Below are 15,254 nucleotides of genomic sequence, written 5' to 3'. Positions count from 1 at the left end.
GTTCACTGGTCTATCACGATGGTCGGCTCCTGTCTGTCCTTCTCCGGAACACGGGATGGGCAGGTCTGCCTATGGCGATTCCGCGGGGTGCGGCGTGAGATCGACGTGTCGCTGTCCGCCGGTCGGCTGAGGATTCGAGAGCACATCACGCACGGGAGGAATGACCATGAGAGCAGTCGTCTACGAGGGGCCGCGCACGGTCGCGGTGAGAGACGTCCCGGATGCGCGGATCGAGCGCTCCACCGACGTGCTGGTGCGCATCACGACCACGAACATCTGCGGGTCCGACCTGCACATGTACGAGGGGCGCACCAGCTTCGAGACCGGGCGGTGGTTCGGTCACGAGAACATGGGCGAGGTGATCGAGGTCGGCGACGGCGTCGACAAGGTCAGGGTGGGTGATCACGTCGTCCTGCCGTTCAACGTGGCGTGCGGGCACTGCAAGAACTGCGAGCGAGGCCTGACCAACTACTGCCTCACCGCTCAGCCCGTCCCCGAGTGGGCCGGTGCGGCCTACGGGTTCGCCGACATGGGGCCGTGGGCCGGAGGCCAGGCCGAGCTGCTGCGGGTGCCGTGGGGCGACTTCAACTGCCTCCGGCTGGGAGAGGACGCGGAGGAGAAGTCGGCCGACTACGTGATGCTCGCCGACATCTTCCCGACCGGCTATCACGCGACGGAGATGGCGGGGGTGAAGCCCGGGGATCAGACCGTCATCTACGGTGCCGGCCCTGTCGGACTGATGGCCGCGCTGTCGGCCACCATCAAGGGTGCGAGCCGGGTCATGGTCGTGGATCGGCATCCGGATCGTCTTCGACTGGCGGAGTCCATCGGCGCGATCGCGATCGACGACTCGAAGGTCGACCCCGTGCAGGCTGTGCTGGAGCACACGATGGGGCTCGGCGCCGACAACGGCTGCGAGTGCGTCGGCTATCAGGCGCACGACCCCGGCGGCGACGAGCAGCCGAACCTCACACTGAACCGCCTGGTCCAGTCGGTGCGTTTCACCGGGCGGATCGGCACCGTCGGCGTCTTCGTGCCGCAGGACCCCGGTGGTCCCGACGAGCTCGCGAAGGAGGGGCGGATCGCCTTCGACATCGGCCTGCACTGGTTCAAGGGCCAGACCCTGGGAACCGGACAGGCGCCCGTCAAGAAGTACAACCGCCGGCTCCGCGACCTGATCGCCGCAGGGAAGGCGACGCCGTCGTTCCTCGTCAGTCACGAGCTGCCGCTCGAGCAGGCACCGGACGCCTACGAGCATTTCGACAATCGGGACGACGGGTGGACCAAGGTCGTCCTCAAGCCCGGGAAGGCGGCGTGATCATGGACGGAAGAGCGACTGCGGCAGTCGGAGTCGGCATCGCAGGGGTCGCGGTGGGCCTCGTCGCCCGTTCCCTCGTGAAGAAGGAACGGGAGTCCGACGGGGACGGGCCGCACCCGGAAGGGTGGAAGGCGGTCACCGTCCTGGGCGAGGCCCGGGACTTCGAGAGCGGCGGGTATCCCGAGCCGCTGGCGCGTCTGGCGGAGTCGCTCGAGATCCGGATCGATCCGGCCCCCGGGGACAAGGGCTTCGAGGTGCACGCCCGGTTCCGCGAGGGTGCCGATCCCGGCGTGGACGACGATCCGGGCAAGGCGCTGCGCGAGGCTCTGCGCGACGCCAAGCAGGTCTTCGAGACGGGCGAGGTCCTGCGGGCGACCCCGAGACCGCACGGAGAACGACCGCGCACCCTGCTCGGTGGCGCGGTCGACGAAGCAGAGGACGAGGCGAAAGGAAGGGGTGTGCTGTGAAGGCTCTGTGCTGGACCGGAGTGAACGAGCTCTCGGTCGAGACCGTCGAGGATCCCGGGATCCTCAATGCTCAGGACGCGATCGTCAAGGTGACCCTGAGCACGAGCTGCGGGTCCGATCTCCACCTCCTCGGCGGGTACGTCCCGACCATGCGAGCGGGCGACGTGCTCGGGCACGAGTTCATCGGCGAGATCGTCGAGGTCGGCTCGGCCGTCACGAAGCACCGGGTCGGCGACCGTGTGGTGGTCTGCTCGTTCATCAGCTGCGGGAAGTGCTGGTACTGCCGCAACGAGCTCTACTCCCTGTGCGACAACGGCAACCCGAACGCGGGGATCCCCGAGATGCTCTGGGGCCAGGCTCCCGGCGGCTGCTACGGCTACTCCCACGCGCTGGGCGGGTGGGCCGGCAGCCACGCCGAGTACATCCGCGTGCCGTACGCCGACCAGGGCGCCTTCGCCGTTCCCGAGGGGCTCAGCGACGAGCGGGCGCTCTTCGCCTCCGATGCCGCTCCGACCGGATGGATGGGAGCGGACCTCGGCGGGGTCCGGCCCGGAGACACCGTCGCGGTCTGGGGCGCCGGCGGTGTCGGGCAGATGGCGGCGCGCGCGTCGCTGCTGCTCGGCGCCGAGCGCGTCATCGTGATCGACCGCTTCCAGGAGCGGCTGACCCAGGTCGAGCAGGTCATCGGCGCGGAGACCATGAACTACGAGACCAGCGAGGTGACGGCCGAGCTCCGCGAGCTGACCGGCGGACGCGGCCCCGACGTGTGCATCGAGGCGGTCGGCATGGAGGCGCACCGCGACGGACCCGACTTCGCCTACGACCAGGTGAAGCAGCAGCTGCGGCTGCAGACGGACAGGCCCACCGCCGTCCGCGAGGCGATCTTCGCCGCGCGCAAGGGCGGCAGTCTCTTCGTGCTGGGAGTCTTCGGCGGCTTCGTCGACAAGTTCCCCCTGGGGGCGGTGATGAACAAGGGCCTCACGCTCCGGTCCGCTCAGCAGCACGGGCACCGGTACATCCCGATGCTCCTCGAGAGGATGGCGCGAGACGAGATCGTCACCGAGCACCTCGCCACGCACGTCATGCCGCTCGAGGACGGCCCCGCCGGCTACGCCATGTTCAAGGAGAAGACCGACGGGTGCGTGCGTGCGGTCTTCCGACCCTGAACGTCGAGGGAGCCGCCCCCGCCCCACCCGAAGGAGCAGGGGCGGTTCCGTCACCGGGTGGACGTGATCCAGGGCCGGCTGCGCCGATCGAGCAAGGAAGACCGATGATGGCGACCCGAATGAGCAAGGAAGACCGATGATGGCAACCCGAATGAGCAAGGGAGACCGATGATGGCAACCCAGGTGAGCAAGGCACTTCTCGTCCGTCTGGAGGCGCTGCCCGGCAAGGCGGACGACCTGCGGGCGTTCCTGAACCAGGGGCTGACGATCGTGGAAGGGGAGCCGAAGACGGTCCGGTGGTTCGCGCTGCAGTTCGGACCCACATCGTTCGGCATCTTCGACGCGTTCCCCGACGACTCCGGGCGCCAGGCGCACCTGTCGGGCGAGGTCGGCCGAGCGCTCGGCGAGAACACCGGGGTCCTGTTCGGGGAGCCCACCGTCGAAGAGGTCGATGTCGTCGCCGAGAAGCAGCCCGCGTAGGCGCGGCAGGACGACGCTCATGGAGCACCGCCTGTTCGGCCGCCCTCCGTCGGAGGTCTCCGTGATCGGGCAGGGCACCTGGTACATCGACGATGCCCACCGCCCGACCGCCGTGGCCGCGCTGCGTCACGGGATCGACAGCGGCATGACGCACATCGACACCGCCGAGATGTACGGCGACGCCGAGCCGGTGGTCGGTGCGGCGATCGCCGGACGGCGGGACGAGGTCTTCCTCGTCTCGAAGGTGCTCCCGAGCAACGCCTCGCGTGCCGGAGTGGTGGCGGCGTGCGAGCGCACGCTGACGCGGTTGGGCACCGACAGGCTGGACTGCTACCTCCTGCACTGGCGCGGCTCGCACCCTTTGGAGGAGACGTTCGCCGGGTTCGAGCAGCTGCGCGAGCAGGGCAAGATCCGGTCGTGGGGCGTGAGCAACTTCGATGTCGACGATCTGGAGGAGGCCTGGCGGTCGGGCGGGGAAGGGCACCTCGCCTGCAATCAGGTGCTGTACCACCTCGAGGAGCGCGCGATCGAGCACGCCGTGCTCCCGTGGTGCGAGCGGCAGGGGGTCGCCGTCGTCGCGTACAGTCCCTTCGGTCACGACCGCTTCCCCGATCCGCGGATGCCGGGGGGCCGCGTGCTCGAGCAGATCGCGGCGGAGCACGGTGCGAGCGCCCGGCAGGTCGCCCTGCGCTTCCTCGTGCGCCGGCCGGCCGTCTTCGCCATCCCCAAGGCCTCCACCGTCGCGCACGCCGACGACAATGCAGGAGCGGGCGCACTGGAACTCAGCACCGCCGAACTCGACCGGATCGACGCCGCGTTCCCCCGCGGACCGCGACCGCGCCGGCTGCCCATGCTGTGACGTCGACCTCTGCTCGACGCGCGCTACGAGCGGAGGGTGTCGGAGGGGTTCTCGGAGAACGCTGCGCGATAGCTGGCGGCGAATCGGCTGAGGTGGATGAACCCCCATCGAGTGGCCACCTCGGTCACGCTGACAGCTTCCGGCGCGGCGACGAGCAGTTCCTCGCGGACCCGCTCGAGCCGCTGCCGCCGTAGGTAGGCCATCGGTGTCGTGTCGAGAGTGCGGCGGAACGCCTCCTGAAGGCTGCGAGCACTCGTCGATACGGCCGCCGCCAGTTCGGTCACGGTCCACGGATGCTCAGGCCGGCGCCGCAGGAGCTCCACCGCCTGCGAGAGAGGGCGTGGGCCGCCCTTCGGTGCTGGTCCGGTCAGCTCCGACGAGTAGTTGTGCGGCTGCCCGAAGAGCAGGCTGTGCAGCAGGACCTGCTCCAGCCGTTGCAGTGCCAGCGGGTGCGCCAGGGGCCCGGACGCCTGGTCGGACGCGCCGTCGATCAACTGCAGCGCCTGGAGGACGAGCCGACTCGCGGGCGTGCTCAGGTCGATCTCGGAGGCGAAGTGGACAGGCGCGAGATCATCTCGCCCGAGCAGAGCCTCCACTTCGAGCTGCATCAGGTCGCGGGGGATCATCACGGAGAGTTGCGCGAAGTCGTCGCTGCAGTCGAGCTCGACCGGTTCGCCGGGCACGAAGGCGCCCGCCGTCGTCGAGGAGGCGTGAACGGGCGCACCCGCACCTGCCCGCATGACCGAACGCCCGTCCATGGGAATGTCGACGTGATAGTCCTGCGCTTCGACCGTCTCGATCCGCACCGCCCCCCGGAACCTCATGAAGCCGCAGGTGATCCGCCCCACGAGCAGAGCGTTCAGCTGCATCCTGACGTCGTCGTCCGACCGCGCCGCGGGGAAGCCGACCGGGAGGAAGGCCTCGGACAGTGCCTGCCGCGTCTCGTCGAGACCGCGCGTCGACGCCATGCGTCGACTCGCGAACATCTCCGCCGAGCCGGTTCTCATCCCGTGATCCTAAGCCGCGCCCGCTTCCTGCTGCAGTCGGCCGCTCGCGCGGAACGGACACTCCTCCGCGTGCAACGGATAGAGGCGGGCACACACCTCTGCCTACCCTGGGATGCCGCTGAGATTCCCCCGCTCAGCGCTCCGCGGTGGCCGAACTCTTCGGGTGAGGGCGGCCACCGCCCCACCATTCGGTGGATTGCTGACACGGACACGAACCCTCCTGTCACGTCGCCGCTCCCACCGTCCTGTTCGTCTGCGGTCTCGGGCGGCGCGCGCGTCGATGCTGCCGGCGAGCGATGAGTGGTCGCTCACCGATCGTCGAGGCGCGGAGGACGCGCGCCTCGAGGTTCTGTTCCGGCGCTCTGACGCGATCGTCGCCTCCGGCGAACGGTGCTCGTGCTCAGGAGGAGGAAGCCGGCACCCGTGGCGGCGAGGGATGCCGGCGCCGGGACTCGTGACGACGACAACGACGTGAGCCGCTGAGGGGCTGCGTCGCGAGCGCGATCGGACCCTACGTCGCCGGCGCCGCAGTCGTGTCGACGACGACGAACGCGTCGAGGATCACGTTCGACCCCGTGGACGCAGGATTGCGCCCCGTCCCGCGAGACACCGTGACCTCGTGCGGCCCCGCGGCCAAGGGCCCGCTGCTCCACACCGTCTGCTTCGCCCGCGTCGTCGCGCTGTACCGGTCGACGCTCGCCACCTTCACCCCGTCCAGCTCGACCTCGTTGATCCCCGATGAACTCGTGAGGCGACTCACCCAACTCACCCCCGTCCCCGTGAACCGCAGCGTCGCCGACGCGCCCGCCGTGCTCGAGTGCGCGATGCTCCCGCCGCTGTCCGACGCCGACGTCAGGGTGGACCACGTCCCGGTCGTCACGATCCGATCCGACCCGTTCTCGTACGTCCCCGCGCCCGGAAGCGCCGACGGAGGCGGCGGTGCGGCGGTGACGACGAACGCGTCGAGGATGAGGTTCGAGCCCGTGGCCGCAGGGTTGCGCGTGGTTCCACGGGAGACGGTCAGCGTGTGCTTGCCCGCGGGAAGAGGACCGCTGCTCCACACCGTCTGCTTCGCACGGGACGTCGCGCTGTACCGGTCGACCGTCGCGACCTTCACTCCGTCGAGCCGCACCTCGTTGATGCCCGAGGACGAGGTGAGGCGGCTCACCCAGCTGATCCCCGTGCCCGTGAACGCGAGCGTCGCCGACGCCCCCGCCGTGCTCGAGTACGCGATGCTCCCTCCGCTGTCCGACGCCGACGTCAGCGTCGACCACGTCCCGGTCGTCGCGATCTTGTCGGAGCCGTTCTCGTACGTCCCCGCGCCCGGGAGAACCGCCGACGGCTCGCTCACCGGTCCCTCGGCGAGCCACCGGGTGAAGTACTCCAGCATCTCCTTGTTCGTGAAGCTCGGAGCGGCGTGCCCGTTGGTGCCCTCGCCCGGATGGGAGCGGAGGGTCGCCTCCTTCGCGACCGGGAGCGCCTTCGCATGCAGCGCCATGCCGTGCTTCGCGAAGGGCACGACGAGGTCGTCCGGAGAGCCCGTGATCCGGAACCGCGTCCCACGCCAGACCTCCTGCGGAAGCCGTGCAGGATTCGCGGCGGCGATGGCCGCGGCGTCGCGGAAGTAGGGCAGCACCTTCTGCGGCTCGCTGGCCGCGCGCTCCTCCAGGTCGTAGGAGCTGCTGGCGAGATACGCACCGAGGACCCTCGGGACCAGCCGCTTGCCGTAGGCCCAGGCGAGCAGTGGACCGCCACCGGAGTCCGAGCGCAGCAGGCTCGCCTCGATGCGCCAGAGAGATGACGCCCATGCAGCCACCGCGACCTGGATCTCGATCGCCCTGTCACTGGTGTAGGTGCCGCCGCCGTAGGTCGGGCAGATGCTGACGATCCCGCGGTCCACCGCCAGGTCCGCCGAGTAGGCGAAGGCGCTGGAGAGTGCGGTGTGGTTCGCGTTGAGGGAGTGGTAGTACCAGAGCATCGTCGCGCCGACGCTCTGCGAGGGCGGGGCGGCGTGCGGGACGAACAGTCGGGATCGGTCTCCCGCGACGACGACGTCGATGATCTCGTAGCGCTTCCTCCCCGTGCGCGACGTCGCGGTCGCCATCCGGGACACCTCGCCGGGGAGTTTCGGGACCGCACCGAGGTCGCCCGCGGCGACGGCCGGGGTGGCGAAGGCGACGGCTCCCGCGCCGGCCACGGAGGCGGCGAGGATCGTCCGCCTGGACGGAGTCCTTCTCTCAGACATGGTCATCGAGCCTCTCCGCTCGTCTCTCTGCGAAGACGAACGACCGAGCGGAGGGAAGAGATGCAGACGCCGAGCGGCTGCTCGGATCCCTTGTGCGGCCTGTGCTCCGAGGAGTGTATGCAGGGGGCTGAACGGATGTCACGGGCATTGTGCGAAGTCGTCCGGCCCGGATCGAGGACGGCTCCGCCCGCTGATCACGCCGGTGTCCGCGTGATGGTGACACCGTGTCGGAGCCCTCCCAGACAGGAGCCGCTCCGCCGCCCTGCACGGAGCGGCCTCCTCCACGATCGCCTGCCCCTACCCGCGCCCCTCCGCCGACTCCCGAGCCTCCGCCACCCGCATCGTCCCGCCCGCCTGCGCCGCGAACGCCCGAGCGGTCGCCGCGATCGTCCGCTGCATCACCCGCACCGCCGCCGTCGGCGCCAGGTCCGCCGGCCGCGCGAGGCTGATGGTCCGGGTCAGCCGCGTCGGCTCCTCGATCCGCACGGACCGCAGCCCTGGCCGCCCCTGCAGCACCATCGCCGGCACGATCGCGACGCCCAGGCCCCGCTCGGCGAAGCGCAGCACCGCGTCCATCTCCGCCCCCTCCAGCACGACGTCGGGCGTCAGTCCGGCCGCCGAGAACGCCGCGTCGGTCGTGCGGCGCAGGTCGTAGCTCGAGTTGAAGACGATCTGCGGCAGGCGGGCCACGGCCGCCAGATCGAGCGCGCCCGACTCCGCCAGCGCCGGCTCCGCGGCCGACGAGACCACGACGAGTTCCTCGACGAGCAGCGGAGTCACGGTGAACGCGCCGAGGGCCGCCGCGGTCGACGTCGTCACGAGCGCGAGATCGAGCTCACCCCGGGCGAGGCGGTCGAAGAGGCTGCGCGAGCCGTCCTCGGCGAGGTGCAGCTCGATGGCGGGGTGCGCCGCGTGGAACGCGTGCAGCACCTCGGCGACGAGGCTGATGCAGAGCGTCGGAGTCGCGCCGAACCGCACCCGGCCGCGCTCGAGCCCGGCGAGTTCCGCCAGCTCGCGGCGCACCGACTCCGCGTCGGCGAGCATGCGCCGTGCGAGCGGCAGGAGGAGCTCGCCGGCCGAGGTGAGCGTGTTGCCGACGCGGGAGCGGTGGAACAGCTCCGACCCCAGATCCTGCTCCAGCGCGGCGATCTGGCGGCTCAACGAGGGCTGCGCGAGATGCAGCGACTCGGCCGCGCGGGTGAAGCTGCCCGACCGCGCGATCTCGACGAATCCGGTCAGCTGCTCCAAGTTCACGAACATAGCCTAAGCGCATCACCAGCAGGCGGAAGATGCATTGGAGTAATCGAACGCTGAAACCTAGCGTGGAGGCATGACCACTTCAGCGACCACCACCCCGGAGCGCCGGATCTCCACCTCCGTCCTCGTCATCGGCACCGGCGGCTCGGGCCTGCGCGCCGCGATCGAGCTGGCCGAGGCCGGCGTCGACGTCCTCGCGCTGGGCAAGCGCTCGAAGTCCGACGCCCACACCTCGCTCGCGGCCGGCGGCATCAACGCGGCCCTCGCCACGATGGACCCCGACGACAGCTGGCAGCAGCACGCGGCCGACACCATCACCGAGTCGTACCTGCTCGCGAACCCGCACACCGTCGAGATCGTCACGAAGAACGCCGCCCGCGGCATCCAGGACCTCGAGCGCTACGGCATGCCCTTCGCCCGCGAGGACGACGGCCGCATCTCGCAGCGCTTCTTCGGCGCCCACACCTACCGCCGCACCGCCTTCGCGGGCGACTACACCGGCCTCGAGATCCAGCGCACGCTCGTCAACCGCGCCGCTCAGCTCGAGATCCCGATCCTCGACACCGTCTACGTCACGCGCATCCTCACCAACGACGACGGCGCCGTCTTCGGCGCCTACGGCTTCGACCTCGTCGACGGCACCCGCTACCTCATCCACGCCGACGCCGTCATCCTCGCCGCGGGCGGCCACAACCGCATCTGGCGCCGCACCTCCTCGCGCCGTGACGAGAACACGGGCGACTCGTTCCGCCTGGCCGTCGAGGCCGGCGGACGCCTGCGCGACCCCGAGCTGGTGCAGTTCCACCCGTCGGGCATCATCGAGCCCGAGAACGCGGCCGGCACGCTCATCTCGGAGGCGGCGCGCGGCGAGGGCGGCATCCTCCGCAACGGCCTCGGCGAGCGCTTCATGCACAAGTACGACCCCGAGCGGCTCGAGCTCTCGACCCGCGACCGCGTCGCGCTGGCCTGCTACACCGAGATCAAGGAGGGTCGCGGCACGCCGAACGGCGGAGTCTGGCTCGACGTCTCGCACCTGCCGCGCGAGACGATCATGACCCGGCTCCCCCGCGTCTACCAGACGATGCTCGAGCTGCAGATGCTCGACATCACGACGGACCCGATCGAGATCGCGCCGACCGCGCACTACTCGATGGGCGGCGTCTGGGTCCGCTCGGACGACCACAGCACCGACGTCCCCGGCCTCTACGCCATCGGCGAGGCCTCCAGCGGACTGCACGGGGCGAACCGGCTCGGCGGCAACTCGCTGATCGAGCTGCTCGTCTTCGGCCGCATCGTCGGGCAGGCCGCCGCGGAGTACTCCGCTTCGCTGAGCGCGCAGACCCGCTCGGCGGCCTCGCTGCAGGTCGCCCGCGACGAGATCGCCGACCTGCTGGCCGCCGACGGAACCGAGAACGTCCGCGCCCTGCAGCGCGCCATCCGCAACACGATGACCGAGCACGCCGGAGTCGTCCGCGACGAGGTGGGCCTTCTCGCCGGCCTCGCCGAGCTCGACGCGATCGAGGCGCGCATCGCCGACATCGGCGTGCACCCCGACATCGCCGGCTTCCAGGACCTCGCGCACGCCTTCGACCTCAAGTCCGCCGCGATGGCCGCCCGCGCCACCCTCGAGGCCGCCCTCGAGCGCCGCGAGAGCCGTGGCTGCCACAACCGCAGCGACTACCCGGACCTCGACCCGGCCCTCCAGGTGAATCTGGTCTGGTCCCCCGCCACCGGGATCACCCGCGAGCAGATCCCCGCGGTCCCGGAGGAGATCCAGTCCCTCATCCGCGAGGTCGCCACCGCAGGCAAGCTGCTCGAGTAGTCGGGCACCCCCGCCATGACGCCGGCCCGGTGCACATCGGGCCGGCGTCGCGCCGCCTGCGGTGGTCCGGCCCGCGAAAAGCCGCACGTCTCCGATCGCAGTGACCCACAGCAGTGCGAGGTCCGCTCTCGGCGCGGCTCGCGAGGAGCAGGGACTCAGTGCGGGCCGATTTCGTCAGCCGAGTTCGACGGGCTCCATCGGTGCCGGGTCGTCCGGGTCTTCCCCGTCGAGGATCGCGGTCACCATCCGCCACGCATGGTCGGACAGCGAATCGCCCGGGTAGAAGTCCAAGAAGAACGAATCCGCCTCGTCGATCGTGCTGATGTCGCAGAGCACGAGGAGTCGACGGATGTCGTCCGTGTCCCGACGATTCGCGCGCAGCTTCATGGCCAAGAGCGTCTCGGCGCCGGCGACCTCGATCACGATGAGACCGTCGTCGTGGATCGTCTCCCAGGTCGTCGGACGGCCGAGGAGCGGCTCACCTCCGGTCTCGGCCACGGCGAAGTTGAGCCATCCCGCGCTCCACCCTCGTCGCAGTGCCACGCGGTCGGCTGCGGCCACGACAGCGGCATCGTCTCCTGGCCGCACATGAAGCGCGTCGAGGTCGGCGGTACTGCTCCTGTCGTAGTGCCGGAGAGCCAGGGCAGCACCTCCGACGATGCGCAGGCCCACGGGTTCCCCGGCACTGCGCAGCTCGACCACGAGCGCGCGGAGTGCGTCGATGAGATCCTCGCGATCGAACAGGGTCACTCAGACACTCCCGAACGTGTCGCGCCAGACGAGCACTCCGTGCTGCAGGAACTCCTCCGGCACGTCGTCCCTTCCGGGCACCGGATCGGCGACATCCACCCGCAGGACGCGGGACCGGCTCAACGTGCGACTCGGCTCGTCGACCCACTCGGGCGACGGGACGTGCTCCTGCCCGAGTCGCCACGCCACGAGTGCGGCGATGGCGGAGTCCCACACCTTCTCCCCCGTGCTCTCGGGCGTGGTCACCGCCAGCACGCCGCGGACGAGGCCCTTCTCTCCGAGCAGATCGTCGTTCAGCTGGATGAGGTTCCGCAGAGCACCGTGCCGATCACCGCGCCGCAGGCAGGTGCGGATGCGAACCGCTGCGGTCGCCGCGTCGTCACGTCGGGTCGGAGCCGCGTAGAGGCGGTGCCCCGATCCGGAGAGCAGGCGGTCGACCGTGTCGAAGCGCGGGCTCTCCTGGTCGTGCTCGGAGCGCGACACGCGAGCCTGATCGAGTCCCGTCCGCTGAGCGAGTTGCTCCTGCGTCAGTCGGCCGGATCTCCGGGCGGCGCGGAGGAGGACTGCTGCAGATGCCACTGTCGTCCTCCGATCATGTGTGATTCAGCATACTGCGTCCTGTAATCGCAGTAGGAGTGCCTTCGAGGTAGGCGCGAACCGCCCGCTCCTCGGCACGGCTGCGATCACCCGCCGACGGGGCATCGTCCCCCGACAGTGCGGGAGCAGGACGTACCGGCGTCGTGCCGTGTCAGCGCGGCAGTACGCCGTCCGGACTCCGCCACTCCGGATGCCGCTCCTCGATCAGGTCCTCGACGTCGTACTGGGTGCCGGTCCGGAGCCCGAACGGGCTCTTCAGATCGATCTGCACGCAGCCCTGACGATCCCGGACGGAGACGTGCCAGTCGCCCGGCGAGTCCCCGTCCCCGTTCACCGTGCCCTCATCGCCGGCGCGGAGGAACCACCGCTCGCCGTCGCCCCGAGAGAGCTCGTCGTCCTCCGCCCAGCCCTCGGCGAGCAGGGACTCCTCGACGGCCTCCTGGATCGCACGGCTCTCCTCCGGAGCAGCTCCTTCGGGAACCGAGCGCAGGAACAGGTCGACCGAGCGCTCGTCGTCGCGGCTCGTCGGGAGCGTCCCGCCCCGTGCCGACACGGTGAGATCCGCGCCGACCGCGACCGGATGGAGCGCCTCGGCGGCGGCCACCATGCCGTCGCACTTCCTCAGCGACGAGGATCTGGTCGTCGATCCCCGCGGTCGGCTGCCTCACGCATCCGCTCAGCACAGAGACGAGCGCGACCGCCGAGACCGCGCGTGCCCATCTCGGTCTCATCCGTTCGCCGTAACGACGCCCTCGGAGGTCCGACCGACGGCGGGATCTCCGGAGTCGTTGACGCCCAGGACACTCGCTCTCTACTCTTCACTCACCACGGCGGCTCGATCGCCGCCCCCGCGAGTGGCATCGGATCCCCGCAGCCACCCGGAACTCCCGAGTTCCGCCAGGACTCCCCGGTGCTGCCCGGCCCCGTCCTCCGACCCGACTCACGGCCGAGGGAGCGACTCCGCGGCCCGTCGAGCTCAGTTCCGCAAGCAGACGATCCGGACGCACCTCTCGGAGAACACTCGTCTTCCCTGTGCTCCGGACCCCTCCTGGTCGAGGTGGGATCGATCACCGCTGAACCGGTCGTCCGGCACGGACGGACACGGCGACGAGCGGACGCCCCGGCCGCGAGGACGAACACGAGAGCGATGGCGACCATGAGGAACACGCGTGTCACGAGCCGGGCGATCGGCGTGCTCCTACCCGCAGCGGCCGCCCTCGCTCTCTCCTCCTGCCAGTACGCCGATGACGGTGCCCGCCTCCTGAAGGGGGCCTTCACCGAGTCCGCTCCGATCGTCAGATCGCTCCCTGTCGGCGCAGACGACGCAGCGCTCGCGAGGTCGGCCGTCCTCTACCTCGACGACGTCGACCAGGCGGTCCTGAGCCGCGCACGAGCCCTCGCGCAGGACGAGGACGTCCAGACCGCGGTCTTCTACGCCTGCAACCTCAGCGGTGTCGCCCAGGCCGATCCCGCCGACGTCGTCGCGGCGCTCGATTCCGCGGCCGACGCCGCGAGTGGGCGGGACGGGCTCGAGCTGGTCGTCAACGACGCGACGACCACCGCAGCGAACGTGACGTCAGCGACCGAGCAGACGGGAGTCATGACGAACGCCGCTGCCGTCTCCGTCGTCGTGTTCCAGCAGGTCTACTGCTGACCCCGCGCGCGCGAGGAGCGCGGCACTGCGCCGACGCCCCCCAGTCACTCCTCCGGCATCGAGAAGTCCGCGAAGTCGAACCCCGGCGACACCACGCAGCTCACCAGCGCGTCCTCGGTCGACGGCAGCGTCCGCTGCCACACGTCCGCCGGCACGAGCGCCTGCACCACGAGCCCGTCGACCGCCGACCCGAGCAGCACGGTCTCACCGTCCACCGGCTCCTCGCCGCTCCCGCCGAACTGCAGCGCCACCCGCCCCGGTCCGTTCCAGATCCACGTCTCGGCCGACGACACCCGGTGCCACGCCGAGCTCTCGCCGGAGGGCAGCAGGAACACGATCAGCGTCGCCGCCGGCCGCTCGCGCGTCGAGCCGTCGGGCGCCGTGAGCGTGAGCCGTTCCGGAGACGTCCAGGTGCGCCGGTACCAGCCGCCCTCCGGATGCGGTTCCAGCCCCATGGTCACGGCGAGCGCCGGCCGCCGCACCCTCTCGAGCACTCGTCCGTCCACGCTCAGCCGATCCACCAGCTCGCCCGTCGACTCCGCGACCATCAGACCTCCTCCATCCGGGCGACACTCGTGCCCCCACGCGATTCCACTCTCGCAGCGACCACGTCGTCCGCAGCTCCGGCTCGCAGAAACGCCTTCGGCTCGCGAGAACACTCAGTTCCTGCGAGCCGAACGCGTTCCCACGAGCCGGGCGAACCGCCTCTCAGCCCAGCTCCCCCAGCCGCCCGATCACGCCCTCGCCGAGCCGTGCCACGTACCCCTCCGGGTCCGGCCCCTGCGGCGACAGCTCCACGAGCGTGATGCCGATCGCCGCGTACTCCTCCATCGCCCGCACGAAGCCGTCGGGGTCCCCGATCGGGTCCCCGCCGCCGATGATCGTCTTCGTGATCGCGTCGTAGTCGCGTCCGAGCTCGTCGCAGTGCCGCCGCAGCACGTCCAGCTTGTGCGCGACCGCCTCCGCTCCCGTCGCGAACAGGTTGCACGCGTCGCCGTACTGCGCGACGAGCCGCAGCGTCTTCTTCTCGCCGCCGCCCCCGATCAGGATCGGCGGTCCCGGCTTCTGGATCGGCTCCGGGTGGTTCAGCGTCTCGGCCAGCCGGTAGTGCTCGCCCTCGAACGGCCCGTCGTCGTCGCTCCACATCTGCCGGCAGATCCGCAGCGTCTCCTCGAGCCGCTCGAACCGCTCCTTCAGCGGCGGGTACGGCACGCCGAGTCCGAGGTGCTCGCGCTCGTACCAGGCCGCGCCGATGCCGAGCATCGCGCGCCCGCCCGAGAGCACGTCGAGCGTCGTGACGATCTTCGCGAGCAGCCCCGGGTGCCGGTACGTGACCCCGGTCACGAGCAGCCCGAGCCGGAGCCGCTCCGTCCGTCCCGCGAGGAACCCGAGCGAGGTGTACCCCTCGAGCATCGGATCCTCGCTCGTCGCGAACTGCTCCATCTGGAAGTAGTGGTCCATCAGCGTGAACCACTCGCAGCCCACGTCCTCGGCCGTCCTCGCCGTGGCCCCGAGGATCGGAGCGATCCCCGCGCTGCCACCCGGCAGCGTGAAGTTCATGAAATGAATACCTACCTGCATGGGACGCTCTCCTGTCGTTCGCGAGGCGACGTCCGGATCCGCGCGCACCAC

At 70.4% G+C, this 15,254-nt stretch carries 15 protein-coding genes; 7 read left to right on the top strand and 8 right to left on the bottom strand.

The genetic code is table 11. The features are described from left to right. Nucleotides 1–166 precede the first annotated feature (166 nt). From C1I63_RS04940 to C1I63_RS04920, 5 genes are all read left to right on the top strand, one after another. Entirely contained in the window at nt 167–1,318 is a 1,152-nt protein-coding gene (locus C1I63_RS04940; protein WP_107573982.1) for a glutathione-independent formaldehyde dehydrogenase, read from the top strand. Nucleotides 1,319–1,320: 2 nt separating this feature from the next. Next, a complete protein-coding gene (locus C1I63_RS04935) occupies nt 1,321–1,785 on the top strand; it encodes a hypothetical protein (RefSeq protein ID WP_107573981.1) in 465 nt (154 codons plus the stop codon). Beyond that, complete coding sequence (locus tag C1I63_RS04930; RefSeq protein WP_107573980.1) at nt 1,782–2,951, top strand: zinc-dependent alcohol dehydrogenase; 1,170 nt, start codon at nt 1,782–1,784, stop codon at nt 2,949–2,951. The genes C1I63_RS04935 and C1I63_RS04930 overlap by 4 nt, the downstream gene beginning before the upstream one ends. Nucleotides 2,952–3,119: 168 nt before the next feature. After that, a complete protein-coding gene (locus C1I63_RS04925) occupies nt 3,120–3,431 on the top strand; it encodes a putative quinol monooxygenase (protein ID WP_230672849.1) in 312 nt (103 codons plus the stop codon). A 19-nt stretch (nt 3,432–3,450) separates the two neighbouring features. Next, nucleotides 3,451–4,290, top strand: a complete 840-nt coding sequence (locus C1I63_RS04920; RefSeq protein ID WP_107573979.1) for an aldo/keto reductase — start codon at nt 3,451–3,453, stop codon at nt 4,288–4,290. A 23-nt stretch (nt 4,291–4,313) separates the two neighbouring features. Here the strand turns inward: C1I63_RS04920 and C1I63_RS04915 are convergent, their stop codons facing one another. The 3 genes from C1I63_RS04915 to C1I63_RS04905 form a co-directional block, all read right to left on the bottom strand. Beyond that, complete coding sequence (locus tag C1I63_RS04915; protein WP_107573978.1) at nt 4,314–5,297, bottom strand: AraC family transcriptional regulator; 984 nt, start codon at nt 5,295–5,297, stop codon at nt 4,314–4,316. A 511-nt stretch (nt 5,298–5,808) separates the two neighbouring features. After that, nucleotides 5,809–7,542, bottom strand: coding sequence for a hypothetical protein (locus tag C1I63_RS04910; RefSeq protein ID WP_146168370.1), 1,734 nt, complete (start codon nt 7,540–7,542; stop codon nt 5,809–5,811). A gap of 297 nt (nt 7,543–7,839) precedes the next feature. After that, complete coding sequence (locus tag C1I63_RS04905) at nt 7,840–8,802, bottom strand: LysR family transcriptional regulator (protein WP_107573976.1); 963 nt, start codon at nt 8,800–8,802, stop codon at nt 7,840–7,842. 70 nt (nt 8,803–8,872) lie between these two features. On the opposite strand from C1I63_RS04905, the gene C1I63_RS04900 reads away from it, so the two are divergent. Beyond that, nucleotides 8,873–10,621 carry an L-aspartate oxidase gene (locus tag C1I63_RS04900; protein WP_107573975.1) on the top strand — a complete coding sequence of 583 codons (1,749 nt, stop codon included), beginning with the start codon at nt 8,873–8,875 and terminating at the stop codon, nt 10,619–10,621. Between the two features lie 174 nt (nt 10,622–10,795). On the opposite strand, the gene C1I63_RS04895 is transcribed toward C1I63_RS04900, so the two are convergent. The 3 genes from C1I63_RS04895 to C1I63_RS04885 all read right to left on the bottom strand — a co-directional run bounded on the left by C1I63_RS04895 (nt 10,796) and on the right by C1I63_RS04885 (nt 12,575). Further along, nucleotides 10,796–11,293, bottom strand: a complete 498-nt coding sequence (locus C1I63_RS04895; protein ID WP_211315567.1) for a hypothetical protein — start codon at nt 11,291–11,293, stop codon at nt 10,796–10,798. Nucleotides 11,294–11,371: 78 nt separating this feature from the next. Next, nucleotides 11,372–11,950, bottom strand: a complete 579-nt coding sequence (locus C1I63_RS04890) for a helix-turn-helix domain-containing protein (RefSeq protein WP_107573973.1) — start codon at nt 11,948–11,950, stop codon at nt 11,372–11,374. Nucleotides 11,951–12,119: 169 nt separating this feature from the next. Next, nucleotides 12,120–12,575, bottom strand: a complete 456-nt coding sequence (locus C1I63_RS04885; protein ID WP_107573972.1) for a hypothetical protein — start codon at nt 12,573–12,575, stop codon at nt 12,120–12,122. 549 nt (nt 12,576–13,124) lie between these two features. Between C1I63_RS04885 and C1I63_RS04880 the strand changes: the two genes are divergently transcribed. Continuing rightward, nucleotides 13,125–13,622 (top strand): hypothetical protein, encoded by a 498-nt coding sequence (locus C1I63_RS04880; RefSeq protein ID WP_146168367.1) that lies wholly within the window; start codon nt 13,125–13,127, stop codon nt 13,620–13,622. 44 nt (nt 13,623–13,666) lie between these two features. On the opposite strand, the gene C1I63_RS04875 is transcribed toward C1I63_RS04880, so the two are convergent. Together C1I63_RS04875 and C1I63_RS04870 are read right to left on the bottom strand one after the other, a co-directional pair. Beyond that, complete coding sequence (locus tag C1I63_RS04875; protein ID WP_107573970.1) at nt 13,667–14,170, bottom strand: cupin domain-containing protein; 504 nt, start codon at nt 14,168–14,170, stop codon at nt 13,667–13,669. Between the two features lie 160 nt (nt 14,171–14,330). Beyond that, nucleotides 14,331–15,203 carry an LLM class F420-dependent oxidoreductase gene (locus C1I63_RS04870; protein ID WP_107575737.1) on the bottom strand — a complete coding sequence of 291 codons (873 nt, stop codon included), beginning with the start codon at nt 15,201–15,203 and terminating at the stop codon, nt 14,331–14,333. Nucleotides 15,204–15,254: the final 51 nt, after the last annotated feature.

The sequence above is a fragment of the Rathayibacter caricis DSM 15933 genome (assembly GCF_003044275.1).
Classification (GTDB): Bacteria; Actinomycetota; Actinomycetes; order Actinomycetales; family Microbacteriaceae; genus Rathayibacter; species Rathayibacter caricis.
This window is presented reverse-complemented; position numbering and strand designations above follow the sequence as displayed.

What these genes read in the sequence shown, in the direction of transcription:
- C1I63_RS04920 (WP_107573979.1), top strand. Translation starts at nt 3,451, where the DNA reads ATGGAGCACCGCCTGTTCGGCCGCCCTCCGTCGGAGGTCTCCGTGATC.
- C1I63_RS04900 (WP_107573975.1), top strand. Translation starts at nt 8,873, where the DNA reads ATGACCACTTCAGCGACCACCACCCCGGAGCGCCGGATCTCCACCTCC.
- C1I63_RS04910 (WP_146168370.1), bottom strand. Translation starts at nt 7,542, where the DNA reads ATGTCTGAGAGAAGGACTCCGTCCAGGCGGACGATCCTCGCCGCCTCC.
- C1I63_RS04905 (WP_107573976.1), bottom strand. Translation starts at nt 8,802, where the DNA reads ATGTTCGTGAACTTGGAGCAGCTGACCGGATTCGTCGAGATCGCGCGG.
- C1I63_RS04885 (WP_107573972.1), bottom strand. Translation starts at nt 12,575, where the DNA reads ATGGTGGCCGCCGCCGAGGCGCTCCATCCGGTCGCGGTCGGCGCGGAT.
- C1I63_RS04940 (WP_107573982.1), top strand. Translation starts at nt 167, where the DNA reads ATGAGAGCAGTCGTCTACGAGGGGCCGCGCACGGTCGCGGTGAGAGAC.
- C1I63_RS04935 (WP_107573981.1), top strand. Translation starts at nt 1,321, where the DNA reads ATGGACGGAAGAGCGACTGCGGCAGTCGGAGTCGGCATCGCAGGGGTC.
- C1I63_RS04915 (WP_107573978.1), bottom strand. Translation starts at nt 5,297, where the DNA reads ATGAGAACCGGCTCGGCGGAGATGTTCGCGAGTCGACGCATGGCGTCG.
- C1I63_RS04925 (WP_230672849.1), top strand. Translation starts at nt 3,120, where the DNA reads ATGATGGCAACCCAGGTGAGCAAGGCACTTCTCGTCCGTCTGGAGGCG.
- C1I63_RS04870 (WP_107575737.1), bottom strand. Translation starts at nt 15,203, where the DNA reads ATGCAGGTAGGTATTCATTTCATGAACTTCACGCTGCCGGGTGGCAGC.
- C1I63_RS04880 (WP_146168367.1), top strand. Translation starts at nt 13,125, where the DNA reads ATGAGGAACACGCGTGTCACGAGCCGGGCGATCGGCGTGCTCCTACCC.
- C1I63_RS04875 (WP_107573970.1), bottom strand. Translation starts at nt 14,170, where the DNA reads ATGGTCGCGGAGTCGACGGGCGAGCTGGTGGATCGGCTGAGCGTGGAC.